The following is a 19,850-nucleotide window of genomic DNA, read 5'->3' as shown; positions in this document are numbered from 1 at the left end:
ATTTGCGGAAGGATTGGGCATGGCCGATGTCGATCACATCATCATTGGGTCCGGCATCAACGCGCTGGTCGCGGCCGCCTTGCTCAGCCGCAAGGGCGACAGCGTGCTCGTGGTCGAGCGCGAAGACCGGATCGGCGGCTGTCTGATGACCGAAGAGGTCACCCTGCCCGGCTTTCGTCATGATGTGATGGCCGCGACCTTTGTGCTTTTTCTGACGGGTCCCGCCTATGGAGCCTTGGGCGATGATCTGGCCAAACATGGGCTGGAATTCTGTCACAGCCCCCATCCCACCGCCGCGCTGCGCCCCAATGGGCGGGCTCTGAGGCTTGAGACGGACCGCGCCGCGAATGTCACCGCATTCAACGCGCGGGCACCGGGAGACGGGGATCAGCATGCCACTGATGTCGGCGCGATTGAGGCCGATGCTGAGTTCCTTTTCGCACTTTTGGGCCAGCCGCTCTGGTCACGCCAATCCGCATGGCTGCTTGCAAAACAGATTTGGAAAAAGGGGTTGGGCCCTCTTAAAGCATGGTTCGGTGAGGCGTTGGAGCCAGGCCGCGCGTGGCTTGAGACGCGCTATGAAAGCGACGACGTTCAGGCGCTTTGGGCACCTTGGGTCTTGCATGTTGGACTGACGCCCGAGGCCAGCTATGGCGGGCAGATGAGCCGGGTCATCGCCTTCGCGCTGGAGGCTGCAGGCGCGCCCGTGGTTAAGGGCGGCGCGGGACAGATGGCCGTGGCATTCGAGAAATTGATCACGGCAAACGGTGGCGAAATCCGCACCGCCGTCGAAGCCAGCCGTATCCTTGTCGAGAACGGAGAGGCGCGCGGGATTGAGACGTCCTTAGGCGAGAGGATCAACGCCAAGAATGTCATCGCATCCGTCGCGCCGGGGCAGCTTTACGACGGCTTGTTAAAAGATCAACCGCGCCCCGAGCATCGCCGCAAATTCCGCCACGGGAGGGGTAATTTTCAACTGCACTATGCGCTGGATGGCGACCCTGATTGGGTTGCCGAGGGGTTAGAGGATGTCGCATTGATTCACCTGACCGATGGCATCGACGCCGTCTCGCGCGCCTGTAACGAGGCCGAGCGTGGGCTGCTTCCGGCGGTGCCTACAATTTGCGTCGGGCAACCGCATCGCCTTGATCCCAGCCGCTGTCCTGAGGGGAAAGCGGTGCTCTGGCTGCAGATCCCCGACGCGCCGCGCGTTATCAAGGGGGATGCCGCGGGTAAGATCGAAACCGCCCCCGAGTGGACCGAGGCGATGCGCGAGGCCTTCGCCGACCGGATCGAAGATATTCTGCGCAAAAGCATCCGCAACTTCGATGAAATCAAACTCGCCCGGCGCGCCTATTCGCCTGCCGATCTGGCCGCGATGAACGTCAACCTGGTGGGCGGTGACCCCTATGGCGGGGCCTGCACCTTGGATCAGTTCTTCCTCTGGCGGCCTTTTGCGGAACAGAAGAACTACGCCACACCGATCAAGGGGCTGCACCATATTGGCGCCTCGACCCACCCCGGCCCGGGTTTGGGCGGGGGTTCTGGGTTCAACTTGGCGAAAGGGATGGGCGCTTAGCCGCGCGCGCCCCAAGTGTCTGACAGGCGGTAGCCGCCGGGCCACGGATCGTCAGGGTCGAGCATGTGCTGGTGGATGCCGGTGATCCATCCCCTCCCTGAGAGTTCGGGAAGGATTGCCGGGTGATCGCCGACGCGTGTCTCGCCCAAGATACGCCCGGTGAAGGTTGAGCCGATCAGCGAGACGGTGGTCAGACTGTCTTCCAACCCCATCTCCCCCCGCGCATGCAGCAGCGCCATTCGCGCGCAAAGTGCTGTGCCGGTGGGGGACCGATCCACCTTACCCGGTTGGATCGCCACCGCCGCCCCGGCGCGCAGGCCGGTTTCGTCACGGGTCACTGGCCCGGCGAAAAGACAGAAAGAGAAATGCTGCCAATCCGGGTTATCGGGATGCTCAAAGCGCATCGCGGCATTGGCGGCATTGGTGATCCGCACCCCGAGACGGGCGATATCGTGGGCCTCATGCGCCTCTAACGAGAACCCCATCGCGGCGGCATCGACGACGACGAAGCTGTCGCCGCCATAAGCGGTATCCACGGTGAGCGTGCCCAGACCTTCAACCTCAAGCGGCACGTCTAAGCGCGCTGCGAAACTCGGCAAGTTCTGCACGAAAATGCGCTCTGCCTTGCCATTGCGACATTCCGCGCGGACCTTCACCAGCCCCCCCGGCGCTTCGAGAGTCAGTTCTGTCACCGGCTCCGTCATAGGCAAGATGCCCCCGTCGAGCAGAACGGTAGAAACGCAGATCGAATTTGAGCCCGACATGGGCGGCGTGTCTTCCGGCTCCATAATGATGAAGGCCGCATCGGCGCGGGGGTCTTTCGGCGGGACCAGCAGGTTCACATGGCGAAACACCCCGCCACGCGGCTCGTTCAACACGAAGTTGCGCAGCGTCTCATCCCGCGCGATCCAACGGCTTTGCTCCCACAGCGTTTCGCCCGGGGGTGGGGTGACACCGCCGACGATCACGTCGCCGACCTCGCCCTCGGCATGGGCCGAGATTACATGAACGGTCTTGCTGCTACGCATCGTGCGTCTCCTTTTCGACCAACCAGGCGGGCATAGTTTCCGCTGCCTGTCCGGTCACGGCGGCCTCCACACAATCCGCGATGCTGCCAAACCGTACCGCGCGGCCCGAAAGACCGGGGGCGTAATGCGCATATTTGCCAGAGTTGGTCATCAGCACCTTGGCCGAGGGCGGGAAGACCGGCTCGGAGATCGAGCACCAGCAGATGTCGGGCACGACCTGCACGCCCGCGGCTTCGAGCCGCGCCACAGTGCCGTCAGCCCGCGCGACTTTCAGTGTGTCATGGCCCAGCGTCACGATGACCGCCGTATCGGGGTGACGCTTGCGCCCCGCTAAAGCCGCACCCAAAGCGTGGCATTCAGCGTGGGAGAAATGCGGGCTGCCGAAGGCGATGAGGTCAACTTTAGCAGGTCCTGCATTGAACTGCTGCCAGACCCGGCGCAGGTCTTTGGGTGTGATGCGCAGCGTATCCGCCTCTGCGACAGGCGCCAGATCTGCTTCGGGAGTGATCCCCGCCACATGAAGCATCGGCGCAGCAGAAGTCGTACCGAAAGCAGCACAAAGCCCCTTCAGGTCATCCTCATTCGGCGCGGCATTCTCTAACCCGCGCAAAACCGGGATCCGATCTGGCGCGGCCTGTCCGGCCAGCCAGCCGAGCATTGGCCAGATCGCTTCGTCATATTGCGCGGGCAGCTCCACGTCGATCACCCTACGCGGCGCGCGGTGGGCATCAAGGTATACGTCAGATAGCGGCGCGCGTCCGATCAGCGCGATACACAGGTCGAGGAAATCGGGGTGCTTTACCGTCCGCGCACCGAGCACGCTATTGGCATAGATCACGGCATTGGATTCCGACCAAGCGATGAACTCGCCCCGCTCGGGCGGCGCGGGCAGTTGATAGGGCGCGCAGGTGAAACTGGGCCGTGCGCCCATGGTAACATAGGCATCGGCCAGACGGCTGGCGGGCAGGCCAAAATCCGGCGGCACGCCTTGCGCGCGCCAGTTGCCGTGATCGACTGAGATGGCGTTCATCGTTGTCGGCACCCGTACCTGCGAGCCCATATCGGCCATGGTCTGGGCAAAAGCCAAGTTGGCCGGGCTGGCGTAGATGCAGCCGTCGATATGCACGCGTGTCACGTCAACCAACCTCTCGGCCCCCTGCCCGCGCGCCATGGTGCAGGTGATCTCCATTGCCAGTTGAACTGCCGGACCGTCGGCCCCATCAAGCATCGCTTGGTCCTCGGCGGTGAGATGCAGATCGCGGGCGGGTTTGTCAGACAGCGGCAAGTCCCACTCATCGGTGCTGAGCATCTCAGGCGTAATGCGCGCACTGCGGGCTTTGGCGAGCAGGTCGTAGTCCTTGGCTCCGAGGCGCAAGACCGCCAGTGGCTTGTCGAACATCTTGCCCGCGATCAGGGCACCCAAGGTCAGGATGTCTTCGGCCTCGCGGAAAACCAATGCGGCGGGGGCATGGCCGTTCATCGCCAGTTCCAACAAGACGCCACTGCCGGTGCAGGAGCCGCGGCTCGTGGGCATCAACACGATCTTGCCCGCCAGCGACTGTCCGCAAAGGGGGTGATGCGCGTCGATGACTGTGCCGCTGGTCGGATCGACGCCGCCCCAGAAGCTCAACCCCTCGGACGAGACGAGCACCGCGCCTTGTGCCTCGGCGGGAACGATGATTTGCGCCATGGGCAGCCTTTCCAAATCAGGTGACAACAAAGCCGTGCGCGAAGGGGTCACGCTCGTCGATGAAGATTGTGTTAAAGCCGGTGACCCGCGCCCAACCGGCGATGGAGGGGATGATCGCAGGCTTGCCTGCCACCTCCGCTGCGGCTTCGACCCGGCCTTTGAACATGGAGCCGATGATGGATTCATGCACGAAGTCATCGCCAACCTTCAGCTTCCCCTTGGCCGCGAGTTGCGCCATCCGGGCAGAGGTGCCGGTGCCGCAGGGGGAGCGGTCGATCGCCTTGTCGCCGTAGAACACCGCGTTGCGGGCGTGGGCCTCGGGGGCTTGGGCAGCACCGGTCCAGAGGATGTGGCTTAGCCCGTTGATCGCGGGGTGTTCGGGGTGGATGAATTCATATTTCGCGTTCAGCGCCGCGCGAAGTTTCGGGCTGAGACCGACCAGTTCGGAGACCGAGAAATCTGCCATATCGCGGAAATTCTTTTGCGGCTCTACGATGGCGTAGAAATTGCCGCCATAGGCCACATCAACCACCACTTCACCCAAGCCTTCGACCTCGGCCGTCAGCCCTTCGGAATGGAGGAAGGCAGGCACATTGGTCAGCCGCACTTCTTCGACGAAACGCCCCTCTTGGCGGTAGGTCACATCGACCCGTCCGGCGGGGGTCTCAAGGCGCAAATGGCCGGGAGTGGCAGGCGTGACCAGCCCATTTTCCAGCGCGATGGTGACGGTGCCGATGGTCCCGTGACCGCACATCGGCAGGCAGCCCGAGGTCTCGATAAACAGCACAGCGATGTCGCAATCGTCGCGCGTTGGTGGGTAAAGGATCGCGCCGGACATCTGGTCATGGCCGCGCGGCTCGAACATCAGGCCCGTGCGGATCCAGTCATACTCGGCCAGAAAATGCGCGCGCTTTTCCAGCATGTTCGCGCCCTTGAGCAGAGGCGCGCCGCCGGTGACGAGCCGCACCGGATTGCCGCAGGTGTGGCCGTCGATACAAGGAAATGTGTGTTGCGTCATGTCAGCCTCTAAAAGCGCGCGGGGGAGAAGGGGGTCAGGTCGATGCCGGGGTCTTGGCTGGTCATCAGGTCAGCGATGATAGCTGCGGTGCCCGCTGACTGCGTAAGGCCAAGATGGCCATGGCCGAAGGCGCAGAACACATCCGGACGGTTCGGCAGCGCGCCGATGGCAGGCAGGCTGTCGGGCAGCGACGGGCGGAAACCCATCCATTGCGTGCCGCCCGAGGTGTCGAGTTCCGGCAGGAAGCGTTTGGCCTTTTTCAGCATCGCATCGGCGCGGGCAAAGTTCGGCGGCAGATCTAGCCCGCCCAGCTCCACCGCGCCGCCAACACGCAGGCCGTTGCCGACTTTGCTGATGACAAACCCATGGCCGCCGAAGGTGATCTGACGTTTGAGGTCGAATGCGCCTGCGGGCAGCGTGGTGTTATAGCCGCGCTCGGTTTCCAGTGGGATTTTCACGCCAGCGGTCCGCGCCAGATGATGCGAATGCGCGCCGGCGGCCAGCACCACGCGGCCCGGCATCATCCCGTCAGAGGTCTCGACCCCGCCTGCAACCAAACGTTCGGCGCGGGCGACGGTGATCTCTCCGCCGCCTGCGCGAAAACGTTCGGCCATCGCCAGCACATAGTCGCGCGGGTCAGAGATGGACTGCCATTCCGGGGTGAAGGTCGCATGGGTGAAGGAAGGCGCAAGGCCAGGTTGATAGGTCGCGACCTCTTCGCCCTTGAGGTGCGTGAAGGCGATCCCGGCCTCTTCGCGGGCCTGCCAGCCGGGGAGCGACGCGCGGAACTCGGCCTCGCTTTCATAGACCTGCAACTGCCCATCGTGCCGCAGCATATGGGCAAGGCCGCTTATCTCCAGATGCGGATCAAGAGCGGCTTGCGAGAGCTTCATCAGTGCCGTCTGCGCCACGGTCGAGGCGCGCACCTGTGCGGGCCAGCTCGCCTTCCAAAAGCGCCACATCCACGGCGCGATTTTTGCGGCATAGCGCGGCGGCACGGAAAGCGGCCCCAGCGGATCCAGCAGCCACTTCGGGGCCTGCCGGATCATCCGGGGCGAGGCCAGCGGCAGAATCTCGGTAAAGGCAAAGGCACCCGCGTTGCCCGCCGACGCGCCCGCTGCCGGGCCTTCACGGTCAATCACCCGCACGGTCAACCCGCGCGCCTGAAGCGCCAGCGCGATGGAAAGCCCCACCACGCCAGCGCCGACAACCGTCACCGGAGATTGGCTCATTACCGGACGCTCGACAGGAATTGACGGGTTTCTTCTTGCTGCGGATCGCCAAAGATCTGATCCGGCGCGCCGATCTCGGCCATGACGCCCTTGTGAAAGAACGCCACCCGGTCCGACACATCGCGTGCGAAACTCATCTCATGGGTGACACAGATCATCGTCATCCCCTCATCTGCCAGCAATTTGAGCGTATCGAGCACCTCGCCCACCAGCTGCGGGTCGAGCGCCGAAGTCACCTCGTCAAAGAGAATGTAATCGGGCGACATCGCCAATGCACGCGCAATCGCCATCCGCTGCTGCTGCCCGCCCGATAGGCGGCTGGGGTAAACGTTGAGCTTATCGGCCAGACCGACATGCGAGAGTTGCTGCACCGCGATCTCTTCGGCTTCCTTGCGGCCCATGCCCTTTACCTTGCGGGGGGCCAGCGTCACGTTTTCCAGCACCGTCAAATGCGGGAAGGCGTTGAACTGCTGAAACACGATGCCAATTTTGCGGCGCAGCTTGTTCAGATCGGTGTCGCGGGCGTGAACCTCGGTGCCGTCGACAACGATGCGGCCCTTGTCGATCGGCTCCAACCCGTTGATGCAGGTCAGCAGCGTCGATTTGCCCGAGCCAGAGCCGCCGATCACCGAGACGACCTCGCCCTTTTGTACGGTCAGGTCGATGCCCTTAAGCACCTGAAGGGCACCAAAGGACTTATGGACGTTTTCAATCTCAATCATTTTCTTGCCACCTTTTTTCCAAGCGGCTGCCAAGCCGGGCAATGGGGAAACTAAGCGCGAAATAGATCGCACCCGTTACGAGCAGGATGAACATCGGCTCTTGCAGGCGTGTCACCAGAATCTGCGAAGACCGCAGCAATTCGATGATGCCAAGCCACATCACCAGCGCACTGTCTTTCATCACACCGAGCGTCAGGCCAATCCAACTGGGAAGGCCCACCCGCAGCGCCATGGGAAAGACGATCTGCGTGAGGTCTTGGCCCCATGTCATGCCGAGCGAACGGGCCGCACGGCGGGTGACCGAAGGCACCGCCTCAATCGCGCCGCGCACGATCTCAGTGCAATAGGCCGAGGTATAAAGCGCCAACACGATGCAGGAGGTCACGAAGGGCGAAATCCCCCAGCCCGCGATGGCCTGAAAAGCGTTGGCGAGGATCAACTGGATCAGCAGGGGAACCGAGCGGAAGATATCCAGCACGAAGGTCAGCGGCAGCGCAGCCCAAGGGCTGATCTGGCTGCGCAGCACCCCGAAGAAGAGCCCCAGCAGCGTACCGCCCACCACCGCAAAGGCGGTGACCGATAGCGTCACGCCCGCGCCTTTGAGCATGAACATCAGGTCGTTGAAGGTCAGAGCCGTATCAAACATCTATTCTCTTCCTTCAGTAGCGAAACAGGCGGGCGGCCAAAAGCCGTGCACCGAGCATCACGGCTTTGGCGATCACGTAGTAGATCACCGCTGCCAGTGCGAAGAATTCAAAGGTCCGGAAGCTGCGCGCATTGAGGTCTTGTGTGACCCCCGCTAGGTCCGAATTCAGCCCCACCGTGACGCCCAAAGAGGTCATCAAAATCGCCCAGATCATCTGGTTCGTAGTCGGCAGGAACGAGATGCGGAACATCTGCGGCACGATGATCAGGCGAAACGCCTTGGCTTGCCCCATGCCCAGTGACCGCCCGGCGCGCAACTGCGTGCCCGGAATGGCCCGCATCGCGCCGCGGAACGTCTCGCACAGGTAGCCTGCGTTGTTGAACGCGATCCCGGCAAGCAGCGCGGCATAGGGGCTGAGGTAGATCCCGAAAGACCCAAGCCCGAAATGCGCCATGTAAATCTGAAAAAGTGCGGGTGTGTTGCGCGCCACTTCGACCCATGCGGTCGCAGGCGCGCGCAGCCAGCGTGTTTTGGAATCCCGCGCCACGGCCAGCAGCACGGCAATGGTCACGCCGATCAGCATCGACAGGATTGATATCTGTAGCGTAACCAGCGCGCCTTCCAGCATCTCTGGGAAAGCGCGAAAGGCCTGTCGCCATTGAAAGGTGTAGTTGCCCATCTTTTGCTCCGATCAGCGGTTATCGGCAGTGGGGGCCGCAGGCTGCGGCCCCCGCTTCCATCAACGATAGGCTTTGGCGATGGTCAGGTCAGGCGCGTCGCCGCCGACCCATTTGTCGAACAGTTCCTGATAGCGACCCGAACGCACCTGCTGGTTCACGAAGAGGTCGAGATAGTTAAGCAGACCGTATTCTTGGCGCAGACCGATCAGGCCAACGTAGTCGACGTCAAAGGGCGCGTCGCCCGCGATGGTCAGACCTTCGAACTTGCCGCCGTTGACGATGGAAGACGCCACGGTGGAGGTCACGACGGTCGCGTCGATCTGGCCCTGGGACAGGGAGAGGAACACGTCAGCTTGGCTCTGGTAGGAGCGGAAGCTGCCGTCGTCCCATGCGTCAATCTGCTCTTCCAGCGCGATGGCCTCAAACGTGCCCGCGACGGAGCCGACGGTCTTGCCCTTAAGGCTTTCAAAGCTGTCGACGCCCGCGTCTTCGCGTGTCAGCACAACGTTGGTGAAGGCGAAGTACGGGACGGAGAAACCAACGGTCTTGGCACGCTCCAGCGTATCGGAGGTGGAGGCAACACCCACATCCGCGCGGCCAGAAACCAGCGCAGGGATACGGTCAGGGAAAGGCGTCTCAACGATTTCAGCGTCGACACCAAGGGCGGCAGCCAGATCGTTGCAGTAATCCACGTCAAAGCCGACGGGCGTGTTCGTGTCATCACGCGAGCCCATGGGCGGGAAGTCCAGCACCACGGCGCAGCGCAGCGTGCCCGAGGAAATGATGTCGTCCAGTTTGTCGGCCTGAGCGGCGGACCCGATCACGGTGGCGGCCACAAGGCTTCCGGCGAGTTGCGTAAATTTCATAGCTATCTCCCTTTTGGGTTGGTCGCCCCCGACTCTCGTCGGACGGGGTGCGGGGTAGTGTGAGGGAACAATGTCCTCATCTAAAATACAATATGTATTTTTACGTTTCTTTAGCATGTCGACAGATTTTTCGAGAATCGAGTTGCCGACGTGATCGCTTGGCGCCGTGCAGCAGATCGCGCCGCCCCCCTATTCGGACAGAGATGAAAAAGCCGGGCGCGCTGCCCGGCTTTCGTTGCCTCTGATTATTCCACCGCGTCTTCGGGCAGGAGGGCTTCAGGCAGGTTCTGATAGGAAACCGGACGCAAGAAACGCCGGATCGACAGGGTGCCGACACTGGTCGCGCCGAAGTTGGTGCTGGCAGGGTATGGCCCGCCGTGCACCATGGAATCCACCACTTCGACGCCCGTCGGGAAACCGTTTGCCAAAACGCGACCAGCCTTGCGCTCTAGCACCGGCATCAAGGTACGCGCAGCGTCAACATCGGCGTCGTCCATGTGCAGCGTGATCGTCAGCTGACCGTCCAATTCAGCCGCGAGGGCACGCATCTCTTCCAACGAGGCAACCCGCACCACCAGTCCGAGCGGGCCAAAGACTTCTTCATGCAGCGCCAGGTTGGCTTTGAACTCTGCGCCCGTGGTTTCGAACAGCGCCGGGGCGGCGTTGCGGCCTGTGCTCTCGGCCACATGCACTTGGCGCAGGCTTTGCTCGGCATTGAACTTGTCGCGGCCCGCGCAATAGGCCTGTGCGATGCCGTCGGTCAGCATGACCTGCTCGGGCATACCCTCCAACGAGGCGGCAGCACTATTCACGAAACTGTCGGCGCCCGCACCGTCGATCACCACCGCAATGCCCGGATTGGTGCAGAACTGCCCCGCACCCATGGTCAGGGACGCGGCCCAACCTTTGCCCAGCTCTTCGCCCCGTGCGTCTATCGCGGCGGGCAGCATGAACATCGGATTGACCGACCCCAACTCCCCAAAGAACGGGATCGGCTCTGGCCGCGCGGCGCAAAGATCAAAGAGCGCCCGGCCCCCGGCAAGAGAGCCTGTAAAGCCCACGGCTTTGATCAGCGGATGCTGCACGACGGCTTGACCAACGGCGCGGTTGCCGCCTTGGATCAACGAAAACACACCGCACGGCATGCCGCAGCTTTCAACCGCCGCATGGATCGCTTCGGCCACGATCTCACCAGTGCCGGGATGCGCGGAGTGACCTTTCACCACAACGGGACAGCCTGCCGCCAGCGCCGCCGCCGTGTCACCACCCGCGACCGAGAAGGCCAGCGGGAAGTTCGATGCGCCAAAGACAGCGACCGGGCCGATGGGGCGTTGCACCATGGTGATCGCGGGGCGCGGCGCGGGCTGACGCTCGGGCATCGCTGCATCAAACCGGCGGTCGAGGTATTCGCCCTTTTCGATATGCGCGGCGAAGAGGCGCAGTTGGCCAACGGTCCGGCCCCGCTCCCCCTCTAGGCGCGCTTCGGGCAGGCCGCTTTCTTGGCTGCCGATCTCGGTGATCTGTGCCCCGCGTGCGTCGATCTCATCGGCGATGGCGTTCAGAAATTTCCCGCGAGCAGCCCGGCTGGAATAGCCATAATCCCAAAACGCCGCTTCGGCGGCTTCGCAAGCTTGGTCGACAAGTTCCACTGTGCCAACCGAAAATTCATGTGCGTTTCCATGGGCGGGGCTGGAGCTAAAGCGCGCGTCGGTTGCGATCCATTCGCCGGCGATCAGGTGTTTGCCATGGGGGGTAAAGGCCATCGTCTATCCTTTCATGCGGGCCGTGGCCCGGTGTCAGCTTGCGTCTTTGCGTAACTGCATACATGATGTATGCATGATTGCAACCCAAGCTGTGCGAGGATCCAAATGAGCGATGCAACCCTGTCCCACGACGAACTTAATGGAATTGTCATCCGGATTTTCGAAGGAGCGGGTTTATCGCCGCTTAACGCGTCTGCCTTGGCGCGGGTGATCGTGGCAGGCGAAGGCGATGCTTGCAAATCCCATGGCATCTACCGGATCGAAGGGTGCCTGCGCACGATCAAGGCGGGCAAGGTGGTCCCCGATGCTGTGCCTCAGGTGGTGCAAGACGAAAGCGCCGTCGTGCGGGTAAACGCGGGCGGCGGTTTCTCCAACGCTGCTTTTGACGCGGGCGCGCCGGTGCTGGCCGAACGTTGCCGCGCCACCGGGATTGCCGCGATGGTGATCAACGATTGCACCCATTTCGCCGCCCTCTGGCCCGAGATCGAGGCCCTGACGGACATGGGCCTTGCCGCCATGGCCATGTGTCCCAGCTATGCCAGCGTTGCCCCTTCGGGCGGTACCGATCCGCTAATGGGGACGAACCCCTTCGCATTCGGCTGGCCGCGTTTGGGCGACGATCCTTACGTCTTTGACTTTGCCACCAGCGTCGCCGCGCGTGGAGAGATCGAACTGCACCGCCGCGCGGGCACACCCCTGCCCGAAGGCTGGGCCATTGCCCCCGACGGCACGCCGACCACTGACCCCGAAGCTGCCCTTGCCGGGGCGATGCTGCCGTTCGGCGGTCACAAAGGCTCGGCCATTTCGACCATGATTGAACTGCTCGCGGGGGTGATGATCGGTGATCTGACCAGCCCGGAGGCACGCGACGCCTTAGGCTCACTTTCTCTTGCGCCTGCACATGGCGAGCTGATCATCGCATTCGATCCGGTGAAGTTTGCCGCTGACCGCCCCGGAGATCCTTTTGCCCGGGCCGAAACGCTCTTTTCCGCCATTCTCAGCCAAGGCGCGCGCCTGCCCTCGCAACGTCGCTTCAAAGCGCGGGCAGAGACGCGCGCCAATGGTATTCCATTGACTGACGCAGAAATGAGCGGGCTAAAGCACCTGCTGGCCCAAGGGCTTGATGCAGTATAATTAAATCTGCCACGTCTAGACCGATCTCGCGCTGGTTGGACGTGGCCGCTGTACCCACCAGAATGAAAGCGCAAGAAGCGCAAATGTACACTAGCGTTCCGGTTCAGATTTCATGCTAAGGGAAATTACCGAGCCACCTTCGACAAAGAGATTCGCCGCAGCATGCGCGCACTCCGAAGCAGGCTCATTTCCAAAGGACCGAAGGAATGCTTGCACTACACGCAATGCCGGCTGCATTCAGCAAAAGCGAATGCGAGGCCATCATCAAACGGATCTCTGACGTGCCCACAGACGAAGCGTTGTTGGTGGGCCGCAACCGGGATCACAACCTGCGCAAATCCCAGCTCGTTTGGACTGACGAAGTGGAAGGCATGGAATGGGTGATGGAGCGCCTGATCGATCTGGTGCGCACAGCCAACCGCGCGCATTTTGAGTTCGATCTGACCGAATTTGCAGAAAGCCCACAGGTCGCGATCTACAAGGCGTCAGACAGCGGGCATTTCGTCTGGCATTCCGACATCGGAAGCGGCCCCGCGGCGGGAAAACGCAAGCTGACGCTCGTGCTCCAATTGAGCGATGGCGACAGCTATCAGGGTGGTGATCTGGAAGTTATGCCGGGTGCGCATACGCTAAGTGCCAATCGCACACAGGGCTGCGTGAGTATCTTCCCAAGTTTCACGCTGCATCAGGTCACACCTGTCACACACGGCACCCGCTATTCGATGACCGTTTGGGCGCACGGGCCCGCGTTTCGGTAAAACGGGCCTGGCGGAGCGGTTGGTCTGGCAGAAGGCCGGACAATCGCCTGCGGGCTTGCGCCGAAACCGTCGCCGGGTGTCACAAAAGAGCGGCGATCCTACGGAAATCAAGGCGAAATTTTGGGCAAACAGCGAAGAACATAAGACCGATCGGCGGTTTCCCGCGCTGCTGTGCAGCATTTCGCTGAAATATTGAGATTCAAGTTTTCAGCGGTGCCGAAACGATTAGATAGGGCACAAAATTGCACACTCATAACGTGTCTCCCGGAGTATTATATTGTCGATTTCTAACACTACACGATCTGAAGGATTGAAAGCGGCTCGCTTGGAGAGGCGCCAGTTTTTGAGGCTCTCAGCCGTGTCCTTTGCTTCAGCACTTATGCCCCTACGCAGTCACGCGCAGGAGGTTGCTGCAGCGTCCTTCACCTTCGATAATCTTGTAAACGAGATGCGTGAGCTGGCGCAGTCGCGCTATGCGGCCGCTGAGCCTGTCGAGGGGTTCCTCGCAGACCTTGATTACGACGCTTACCAGCGCATTCGCTTCCGCCCTGAACAGGCCCGTTGGCAGGAAAAAGGCGTTGGCTTTAGGGTGCAGGCTTTCCATCCCGGCTGGCTGTTCAAAGAGGCGGTTAAAATCAATGAAGTCCAAGGCGACAGTGTTGCGCCTATGGGCTTTACCACGGCTGATTTTGAATATGACGACGATGCCTTGGCCAAGTCGATCCCGCCCAATGCCGAAATGCCAGGCGTTGCTGGTTTCCGTCTTCACACTCCGATTAACCGCGCCGATATCTTTGATGAGTTGATCGTATTTCAAGGTGCCAGCTATTTCCGCGCACTTGGGAAAGACACGCTCTATGGTCTGAGCGCACGCGGGCTTGCAGTGAACACCGGACTGCCCGAAGGCGAAGAATTCCCCCGGTTTAGCGAAGTTTGGCTGCGCCGTCCGGAACCCGGCGATACCACCGTGATGATCTACGCCGCTCTCGATAGCCCGTCTGTGACCGGTGCGTATCAGTTGGCCGTCACACCGGGAGAGACGACTTCGGTCGACGTGACGATGCGTCTTTTTCTGCGCAAAGACATCAAGCAACTCGGCATCGCGCCACTCACCTCGATGTTCTTACATAATGGTGCGGACAAAGGGGCATTTGACGATTTCCGCCCCTCGGTCCATGACAGCGAAGCTTTGGTGCTGAATGCGGGCAAAGACGCGACCCTCTGCCGACCGCTCAACAACCCACCGCGCCTTGCCAGCTCCTATTTCGGAGCCGAGAACCCACGCTCTTTCGGACTGGTTCAGCGCAACCGGGATTTTGAACATTACCTCGATGCACAGGCCCATTACGAGCGCCGACCGTCGCTGATGATTGAGCCGATGGGCGATTGGGGCAAGGGCACGGTTCGACTGGTTGAGATACCGTCGGATCTGGAAGGCAACGACAATATCGTCGCCTATTGGATCCCCGAAGGCGAAACACGCGCCGGGGATGAATTGGCCTATAGCTACCGTATGCACTGGGGGATCAACCCGCCGGGCGCGACACCGAAAACCCTTGGTCGTGTGGTAAGGCTGCGCTCGGGCCATGGCGGGGTTGCGGGTGTTAAGGCAGATACCGAAACGCGCAAATTCGTCATCGACTTTGCCGGGGGTCAGCTCAGCGATATGCCGAGCGACGCGAAATTGGAACCGGTTGCAAGCGCGCAGAACGGTGAAATTGTTGAGGCAATCCTAAGCCGGGTCGCCGGCAGAAATGAATGGCGGCTTGTACTGGAATTGCGCGCAGAGCCCGACGCCATCGTCGAGATCAAGGCAGTTCTATCGGGATATGACCGCAATCTTACAGAGACATGGGTGTACCAATGGATCAACGCGTAAGCTTTAACGAGGGGGAATCCCCTTATTCGGCAATGACGACAGAGGTGGAAAACTGGATGCCGCCAGTGGCGCCACTGTTGATGCCCAGACAGACCTTGGAACGACGTCCACATCGGGCCGGACTTGTTGAATTGACGCGGGCCCTTTTGCTGCGCCGTAAGGCCTGACACCGATGATACGCCAGCAGACGCAGCTTGCAGCGGACACCCGAACGCGCTTTGCACGGGCGCTTGCCGTGACCGTTTCGCTTGGATGTGCTGTCATCGCCTCGACGCTTTTGGCAGAGGCGGCCGCGCGGGACGGTTTCAGTGGTTGGGATGGCATCCGCGCCGTGCTTGTCTTTGCTACGACAGCTTGGCTGGCATGGGGGGCCTCGCTTGCACTGATCGGGTTGTTCGGCGCCAGATCGGACGCACCGCGCCCAGAACTTCACGCGCCGCAGCCCCGCACCGTGGTTGCGGTGCCCATCTGCAACGAAGACCCGCTGACCACATTCGCCCGCATCGCCGCGATCGACCGCTCTGTGGCACAGGCCGGTGTCGCCGCTGATTTCGTCGTTCTGTCTGATACCCGCGACGAAATTTTGGCCGGGAAAGAGCAGTTCGCCTTTGCACGTTTGCTGCGCGAGACGAACGGCGCGGGGCGCATCTTTTACCGCAGGCGGCGTGACAACACAGGCCGCAAGGCGGGCAATATCGAAGAGTTCATCCGCACCTCTGGTGGGGCTTATGAACTGGCCGTGATCCTTGACGCAGACAGTTTGATGGAGGGCAGCACGATCCGCGCGATGATTGCCCGGATGCAGTCCGACCCGCGGTTGGGGCTATTGCAAACCCTGCCCAAGATTATTGGCGCACGGTCGTTTTTTGGCCGTGCTTTGCAGTTTGCCTCTTGGTTTCACGGCCCGATTTTCACCCGTGGCCTCGCCCGCATGCAAGGCCCGACCGGCCCATTTTGGGGTCACAACGCGATCATTCGGGTCAACGCTTTTGCCGAAAGCTGCGGCCTGCCCGAACTTTCCGGTCCGCCCCCTTTGGGCGGCCATATCCTAAGCCACGACTACGTCGAAGCCGCTTTGCTGGCCCGCGCAGGATGGAAGGTTGAGGTCGACGAAACCTTGAGCGGTTCCTTCGAAGAGGGCCCGGAAAATGTCCTTTCTTTCGCACGTCGAGAGCGCCGCTGGTGCCAAGGCAACCTTCAACATGCCCGGTTGATCTTTGCACCCGGGCTGGCGGGGTGGAGCCGGTTTGTGTTCCTGCAAAATGTAACCGCCTATGTGGTTTCCCTACTTTGGGCCGCGTTTTTGGTCACGTCAGCGATCAGTACTCTTTATGCGCCGCCGCCAGAATACTTTCCCGGACCGTATCAACTTTTTCCCGTTTTTCCCGACACCAGCACCCGTGAGATCACGTTGTTGGCTTTGGGCGTGTTGGGACTTTTGGTGGTTCCAAAGATGCTGATCCTGCTCCACGCGGCCCTTTTTGGTCGGGCGCGCGACTTTGGTTACAGCTTGCGTATGGCACGGTCTGTTTTGAGTGAAGTCATCCTGACGACGCTCTTGGCCCCGTTGATGTTGCTCTATCACAGCCGGTCGGTCTTACAGGTTCTATCGGGCCAAGATGGTGGCTGGCCTGCAAATCAGCGCAATGAAGGTCGGCTGAGCCTGCGTGACGGCTGGGCGGCGGGCAGTTGGATCGTGTTGATCGGGGCTGTGATCTTGGCAGCGGTGCAATGGCTCGCGCCGGACCTGACCGTCTGGTTGCTGCCGGTGGCAGTCCCGATGGTGTTTGCGCCATTCCTTATTGCTTGGTCTTCGCTCCCTTCAAGCCAGAGTTTCACCGTGACAGAGGATGCAAACCCGCTTGATATCGTCGCGCAATACGACAGCATTTGCGATGTCTGGCGGCTGACTTGGAATGATGAGCACCTGATGAACAACCTCACATCGACTGACCTGATCCATGCAACAGCATAATGTCGGCCTGTCCTCCGCGGCGGTATCTGCGGGCTCTGCTCGTATCGGCAAAGCCCCCCGCGACCCGCGCATAGACGTGTTTCGCGGCCTTGCGCTGATCATGATCTTTATCAATCACGTGCCGGGCAATCCTTACGAGTATTTAACCATCCGCAACCTAGGGTTTGCCGATGCTGCCGAGGCGTTTTTCCTGATGTCCGGCATTGCGGCGGGATTGGCCTATACCCCCCGGTTTATCGAAAGAGACCGCGTGCGCCACGGCCTTTGGCGTGCGGTCGCGCCTCTGTGGAAGCGCGCTTGGTCCCTTTACCTTGTGCAAATAGCCTTGTCTGCCATTGCTTTGGCCATCTTTGCAGGAGCGTTTCAGATCACCGCACAGGCCGAACTCCAGACCAAGATCAACATGCGGCAAGTGTTTCAAAACCCGACCCAAGCCTTAATCGGCATCCCGCTTTTGACGCATCAGTTTGGCTATGTGAATATTCTACCGGCCTATTCGGTCTTGCTGGTCTGCGCTCCGGCGGCAATCATCCTTGGGCTGCGCTGGCCCCGGATTTTGCTCACCCTGTCGCTTACCCTTTGGCTGTTTACTGGCGTTTTCCGTCTTAACCTGCCGAACTATCCCAATCCTGGCGGCTGGTTTTTCAATCCCTTCGCATGGCAGGCAATTTTTGTTTGCGGGCTGTTGGTCGGGCTAAGTCAGCGCCAGGGGCATCGCTTCTTTCCCGCATCCAGATTCCTTTTTGGCCTGTCGATTGCAGTGCTGCTTGGGGTCCTCGCGTGGAAATACGTGCCGGGGTTGGGCAAATACCTAAACCTTCAGATGCACAACCTGAGAGAGGCTGGCGTGCCCTTTAATCTCACGTCGCATGACAAAACCTATCTCTCTGCGCCCCGGTTCATCCATATTCTGGCATTAGGATATTTTCTGTCCCAACTGCCAAGCGTGACCCGACTGGCAGGACATCGGGCGGCTGGCCCATTCCGGCTGATTGGCCAACACGGGCTGCTGATCTTTGCCAGCGGTACGGTTCTGGCGCTGGTCTGTCAGACGTTGATGTTGGCACACCCAAATGCAGTTTGGATGCCTTGGGTTCTGCCAGCACTCGGGACAGCGGCACTCTTTGCAATCGCGTTAATCGCCGACATATCACGCCGGATTTTGTCCGCGCAGGCAACGCCAATGGACCCCGCGAAGAGTGGAACTGTTTTCGAGAAAACGCGCACGATTGCGGTAACACCTTAACGCGAAAGGGGCGGCTAGTCCCGCCGCCCCCATTTGCGCCATGCCAACCAAGCAGCGCCCAGCCCGCCTGCGATCAGCCCCAGATGACGCGGGCGGATGCCGCGCCCGGTGGAGGTGTTCTCTCCGGGGTGGTAACGTGGGTCGAGCAAACGGGTGTTGGCCAGAAAGCCACCGACCACAGTTTCACTGCCCCGAAAAACCGCACGCAGCCCCCGGCCCTTTTCGCCATTAAGGGTTTCGATCGTGCCAATCATCGATCCCGTGCGCGTCATAACCTCGACCACACGCTCAACCGTTTGGCCCAAGTGCTCTGCAAGCAACCTGTTCCTGAACCCTTCAATGACCTCAGCGGGCTGCTCAATCGCGACGTCGCATTCCGTGTCGAACCCCATAGAGCGGTTGTTAAGGTTGCTAGACCCAAGCCGCAGCAAATGATCGTCGATAATCATGATCTTCGCGTGGACATAGATCGGCTCATCCTCATCAGTGACCGGGAAATAGATGCGGAAACGGTTTTGATGATCTGCGCGCTTTAACTCTTCGACCAGCCGCTCACGCAAGACGTGCATCGCATCGTCTTCTAACTGTGATTCCGCGTTGCGCGGGTTGATGATAGCAATCTCCGGTCCGTCTTTTTCAACCAAACGCTCCTTTAGCGCATCGCAAACCGATTCAGCGGCAAGATACTGTGATTCAATATAAATATACTTCCGCGCGGACTTTATCCCTGCAAGATAGAGCTGTTCGATCTCATTGATCAGAGGCTCTTCGTCAAAAGGCGGTTCGGTGCGCGCGATGCCCACGTCAACGTCTTCGGCATCTACTGGCAGAAGGTCGGGCCATTCGAACTCAAGCGCATTCGACGGCCCTTCAATCTCGTCGCCGGTGGCCCGCAGCCAGCGGCGGCGGGAAAGTTCACCAAAGGCTGCGGCAGCGGGGCCGGATATGGCCGAGGTCGCATCGTGCCAAGGATCAGACGGTGTGCCATCCTTGCGTACCCGGCGCGGGTCACCCGGCAGGTGGTCTGGGGTGTCCCAGCGGTCTTCCGTCGCGTCGATGCCGCCACAAAAGGCCAAAGCATCGTCGGCCACGACGATTTTTTGATGATGGCAGGCACCGAAAGGGTGATGCCCATCCAATGCAAAATGAATGCGGTCCCCGCCGAACAGGCTGAGAGCAAGCGAGGGGACCAACCGTCCCGGCGCGGCGAGCACAGCCCCGTTCCATTTCAACAGATAGACATGCAACTCGGGCGTCCGTTCAACCACCGCTTCGACAAAAGCCCCAAGCTGATTGGGATAGCCGTCAGGGGCGTTGCCATCATCATCACTTTCGCCCGGCAGCATTTCGAGTTCAAAATCAAAATCCCAGCCAACAAGCATGAGTTGCTGACGGGCACCCAGAAAAATTTCGCGCAAAATCCGAAAGTAATCCGCAGCGTCGACGATCAGGCCAAAGCGGTCGGCCCGCACCACACGCCAGGTTGTGCTGTCGGTGAAAAGGCTTGGGCTGTTTGCCCCGTCGGCGGGGGACTCGTTGCTGGGTGTTGCCAAACTTAGATCGCTGCGCACGTCATGTCCCTTTCGCTTTGGTCCTACATGGCTAAACGCCCACCACTGGCCGAAGTTGCATAG

The 19,850-nt window shown here is 60.8% G+C and carries 16 protein-coding genes; 6 read left to right on the top strand and 10 right to left on the bottom strand.

Annotated features, from left to right (window positions below; translation table 11 throughout):
• Positions 1 to 19: 19 nt before the first annotated feature.
• Entirely contained in the window at positions 20 to 1,579 is a 1,560-nt protein-coding gene (locus DSM14862_RS19295) for a phytoene desaturase family protein (RefSeq protein ID WP_007120755.1), read from the top strand.
• Here the strand turns inward: DSM14862_RS19295 and DSM14862_RS19290 are convergent.
• From DSM14862_RS19290 to DSM14862_RS19250, 9 genes are all read right to left on the bottom strand, one after another.
• On the bottom strand, positions 1,576 to 2,607 hold the full coding sequence (locus DSM14862_RS19290) for a trans-3-hydroxy-L-proline dehydratase (protein ID WP_007120756.1): 1,032 nt from the start codon (positions 2,605 to 2,607) through the stop codon (positions 1,576 to 1,578). The genes DSM14862_RS19295 and DSM14862_RS19290 overlap by 4 nt on opposite strands.
• The gene (gene lhpI, locus DSM14862_RS19285) at positions 2,600 to 4,297 is read right to left on the bottom strand and encodes a cis-3-hydroxy-L-proline dehydratase (RefSeq protein ID WP_007120757.1); all 1,698 of its coding nucleotides are present in this window, start codon (positions 4,295 to 4,297) and stop codon (positions 2,600 to 2,602) included. Before lhpI ends, DSM14862_RS19290 begins: the two co-directional genes overlap by 8 nt.
• Positions 4,298 to 4,313: 16 nt before the next feature.
• The gene (locus DSM14862_RS19280) at positions 4,314 to 5,315 is read right to left on the bottom strand and encodes a 4-hydroxyproline epimerase (RefSeq protein ID WP_007120758.1); all 1,002 of its coding nucleotides are present in this window, start codon (positions 5,313 to 5,315) and stop codon (positions 4,314 to 4,316) included.
• Between the two features lie 8 nt (positions 5,316 to 5,323).
• A complete protein-coding gene (locus DSM14862_RS19275) occupies positions 5,324 to 6,547 on the bottom strand; it encodes an NAD(P)/FAD-dependent oxidoreductase (protein ID WP_007120759.1) in 1,224 nt (407 codons plus the stop codon).
• Entirely contained in the window at positions 6,547 to 7,269 is a 723-nt protein-coding gene (locus tag DSM14862_RS19270) for an amino acid ABC transporter ATP-binding protein (RefSeq protein WP_007120760.1), read from the bottom strand. The genes DSM14862_RS19275 and DSM14862_RS19270 overlap by 1 nt, the downstream gene beginning before the upstream one ends.
• The gene (locus tag DSM14862_RS19265) at positions 7,262 to 7,915 is read right to left on the bottom strand and encodes an amino acid ABC transporter permease (RefSeq protein WP_007120761.1); all 654 of its coding nucleotides are present in this window, start codon (positions 7,913 to 7,915) and stop codon (positions 7,262 to 7,264) included. The genes DSM14862_RS19270 and DSM14862_RS19265 overlap by 8 nt, the downstream gene beginning before the upstream one ends.
• Before the next feature lie 13 nt (positions 7,916 to 7,928).
• Positions 7,929 to 8,594, bottom strand: coding sequence for an amino acid ABC transporter permease (locus tag DSM14862_RS19260; protein WP_007120762.1), 666 nt, complete (start codon positions 8,592 to 8,594; stop codon positions 7,929 to 7,931).
• Positions 8,595 to 8,654: 60 nt separating this feature from the next.
• Positions 8,655 to 9,461, bottom strand: coding sequence for an ABC transporter substrate-binding protein (locus DSM14862_RS19255; protein WP_007120763.1), 807 nt, complete (start codon positions 9,459 to 9,461; stop codon positions 8,655 to 8,657).
• Between the two features lie 245 nt (positions 9,462 to 9,706).
• Positions 9,707 to 11,224: an aldehyde dehydrogenase (NADP(+)) gene (locus tag DSM14862_RS19250; protein ID WP_007120764.1), complete on the bottom strand. Its 1,518-nt coding sequence runs from the start codon at positions 11,222 to 11,224 to the stop codon at positions 9,707 to 9,709.
• Positions 11,225 to 11,329: 105 nt separating this feature from the next.
• Here DSM14862_RS19250 and DSM14862_RS19245 point away from each other — a divergent pair, with 105 nt between their 5' ends.
• The 5 genes from DSM14862_RS19245 (at position 11,330) to DSM14862_RS19225 (ending at position 18,216) form a co-directional block, all read left to right on the top strand.
• On the top strand, positions 11,330 to 12,358 hold the full coding sequence (locus DSM14862_RS19245) for an Ldh family oxidoreductase (protein WP_243254633.1): 1,029 nt from the start codon (positions 11,330 to 11,332) through the stop codon (positions 12,356 to 12,358).
• A gap of 206 nt (positions 12,359 to 12,564) precedes the next feature.
• Positions 12,565 to 13,116, top strand: coding sequence for a 2OG-Fe(II) oxygenase (locus DSM14862_RS19240; RefSeq protein WP_007120767.1), 552 nt, complete (start codon positions 12,565 to 12,567; stop codon positions 13,114 to 13,116).
• Between the two features lie 379 nt (positions 13,117 to 13,495).
• Positions 13,496 to 14,995, top strand: a complete 1,500-nt coding sequence (locus tag DSM14862_RS19235) for a glucan biosynthesis protein (protein ID WP_007120769.1) — start codon at positions 13,496 to 13,498, stop codon at positions 14,993 to 14,995.
• Positions 14,996 to 15,167: 172 nt separating this feature from the next.
• On the top strand, positions 15,168 to 16,970 hold the full coding sequence (gene mdoH / locus DSM14862_RS19230; protein WP_007120770.1) for a glucans biosynthesis glucosyltransferase MdoH: 1,803 nt from the start codon (positions 15,168 to 15,170) through the stop codon (positions 16,968 to 16,970).
• Positions 16,957 to 18,216: an OpgC family protein gene (locus DSM14862_RS19225; protein WP_007120771.1), complete on the top strand. Its 1,260-nt coding sequence runs from the start codon at positions 16,957 to 16,959 to the stop codon at positions 18,214 to 18,216. Before mdoH ends, DSM14862_RS19225 begins: the two co-directional genes overlap by 14 nt.
• Positions 18,217 to 18,230: 14 nt before the next feature.
• Here the strand turns inward: DSM14862_RS19225 and DSM14862_RS19220 are convergent, their stop codons facing one another.
• On the bottom strand, positions 18,231 to 19,787 hold the full coding sequence (locus tag DSM14862_RS19220; RefSeq protein WP_007120772.1) for a phospholipase D-like domain-containing protein: 1,557 nt from the start codon (positions 19,785 to 19,787) through the stop codon (positions 18,231 to 18,233).
• Positions 19,788 to 19,850: the final 63 nt, after the last annotated feature.

Source organism: Sulfitobacter indolifex (genome assembly GCF_022788655.1).
GTDB classification, from domain to species: Bacteria; Pseudomonadota; Alphaproteobacteria; order Rhodobacterales; family Rhodobacteraceae; genus Sulfitobacter; species Sulfitobacter indolifex.
The sequence above is the reverse complement of the archived record's forward strand: the minus strand, read 5'-3'. Positions and strand labels throughout refer to the sequence as shown.

What these genes read in the sequence shown, in the direction of transcription:
- DSM14862_RS19295 (WP_007120755.1), top strand. Translation starts at nt 20, where the DNA reads ATGGCCGATGTCGATCACATCATCATTGGGTCCGGCATCAACGCGCTG.
- DSM14862_RS19290 (WP_007120756.1), bottom strand. Translation starts at nt 2,607, where the DNA reads ATGCGTAGCAGCAAGACCGTTCATGTAATCTCGGCCCATGCCGAGGGC.
- lhpI (WP_007120757.1), bottom strand. Translation starts at nt 4,297, where the DNA reads ATGGCGCAAATCATCGTTCCCGCCGAGGCACAAGGCGCGGTGCTCGTC.
- DSM14862_RS19280 (WP_007120758.1), bottom strand. Translation starts at nt 5,315, where the DNA reads ATGACGCAACACACATTTCCTTGTATCGACGGCCACACCTGCGGCAAT.
- DSM14862_RS19275 (WP_007120759.1), bottom strand. Translation starts at nt 6,547, where the DNA reads ATGAGCCAATCTCCGGTGACGGTTGTCGGCGCTGGCGTGGTGGGGCTT.
- DSM14862_RS19270 (WP_007120760.1), bottom strand. Translation starts at nt 7,269, where the DNA reads ATGATTGAGATTGAAAACGTCCATAAGTCCTTTGGTGCCCTTCAGGTG.
- DSM14862_RS19265 (WP_007120761.1), bottom strand. Translation starts at nt 7,915, where the DNA reads ATGTTTGATACGGCTCTGACCTTCAACGACCTGATGTTCATGCTCAAA.
- DSM14862_RS19260 (WP_007120762.1), bottom strand. Translation starts at nt 8,594, where the DNA reads ATGGGCAACTACACCTTTCAATGGCGACAGGCCTTTCGCGCTTTCCCA.
- DSM14862_RS19255 (WP_007120763.1), bottom strand. Translation starts at nt 9,461, where the DNA reads ATGAAATTTACGCAACTCGCCGGAAGCCTTGTGGCCGCCACCGTGATC.
- DSM14862_RS19250 (WP_007120764.1), bottom strand. Translation starts at nt 11,224, where the DNA reads ATGGCCTTTACCCCCCATGGCAAACACCTGATCGCCGGCGAATGGATC.
- DSM14862_RS19245 (WP_243254633.1), top strand. Translation starts at nt 11,330, where the DNA reads ATGAGCGATGCAACCCTGTCCCACGACGAACTTAATGGAATTGTCATC.
- DSM14862_RS19240 (WP_007120767.1), top strand. Translation starts at nt 12,565, where the DNA reads ATGCTTGCACTACACGCAATGCCGGCTGCATTCAGCAAAAGCGAATGC.
- DSM14862_RS19235 (WP_007120769.1), top strand. Translation starts at nt 13,496, where the DNA reads ATGCCCCTACGCAGTCACGCGCAGGAGGTTGCTGCAGCGTCCTTCACC.
- mdoH (WP_007120770.1), top strand. Translation starts at nt 15,168, where the DNA reads ATGATACGCCAGCAGACGCAGCTTGCAGCGGACACCCGAACGCGCTTT.
- DSM14862_RS19225 (WP_007120771.1), top strand. Translation starts at nt 16,957, where the DNA reads ATGCAACAGCATAATGTCGGCCTGTCCTCCGCGGCGGTATCTGCGGGC.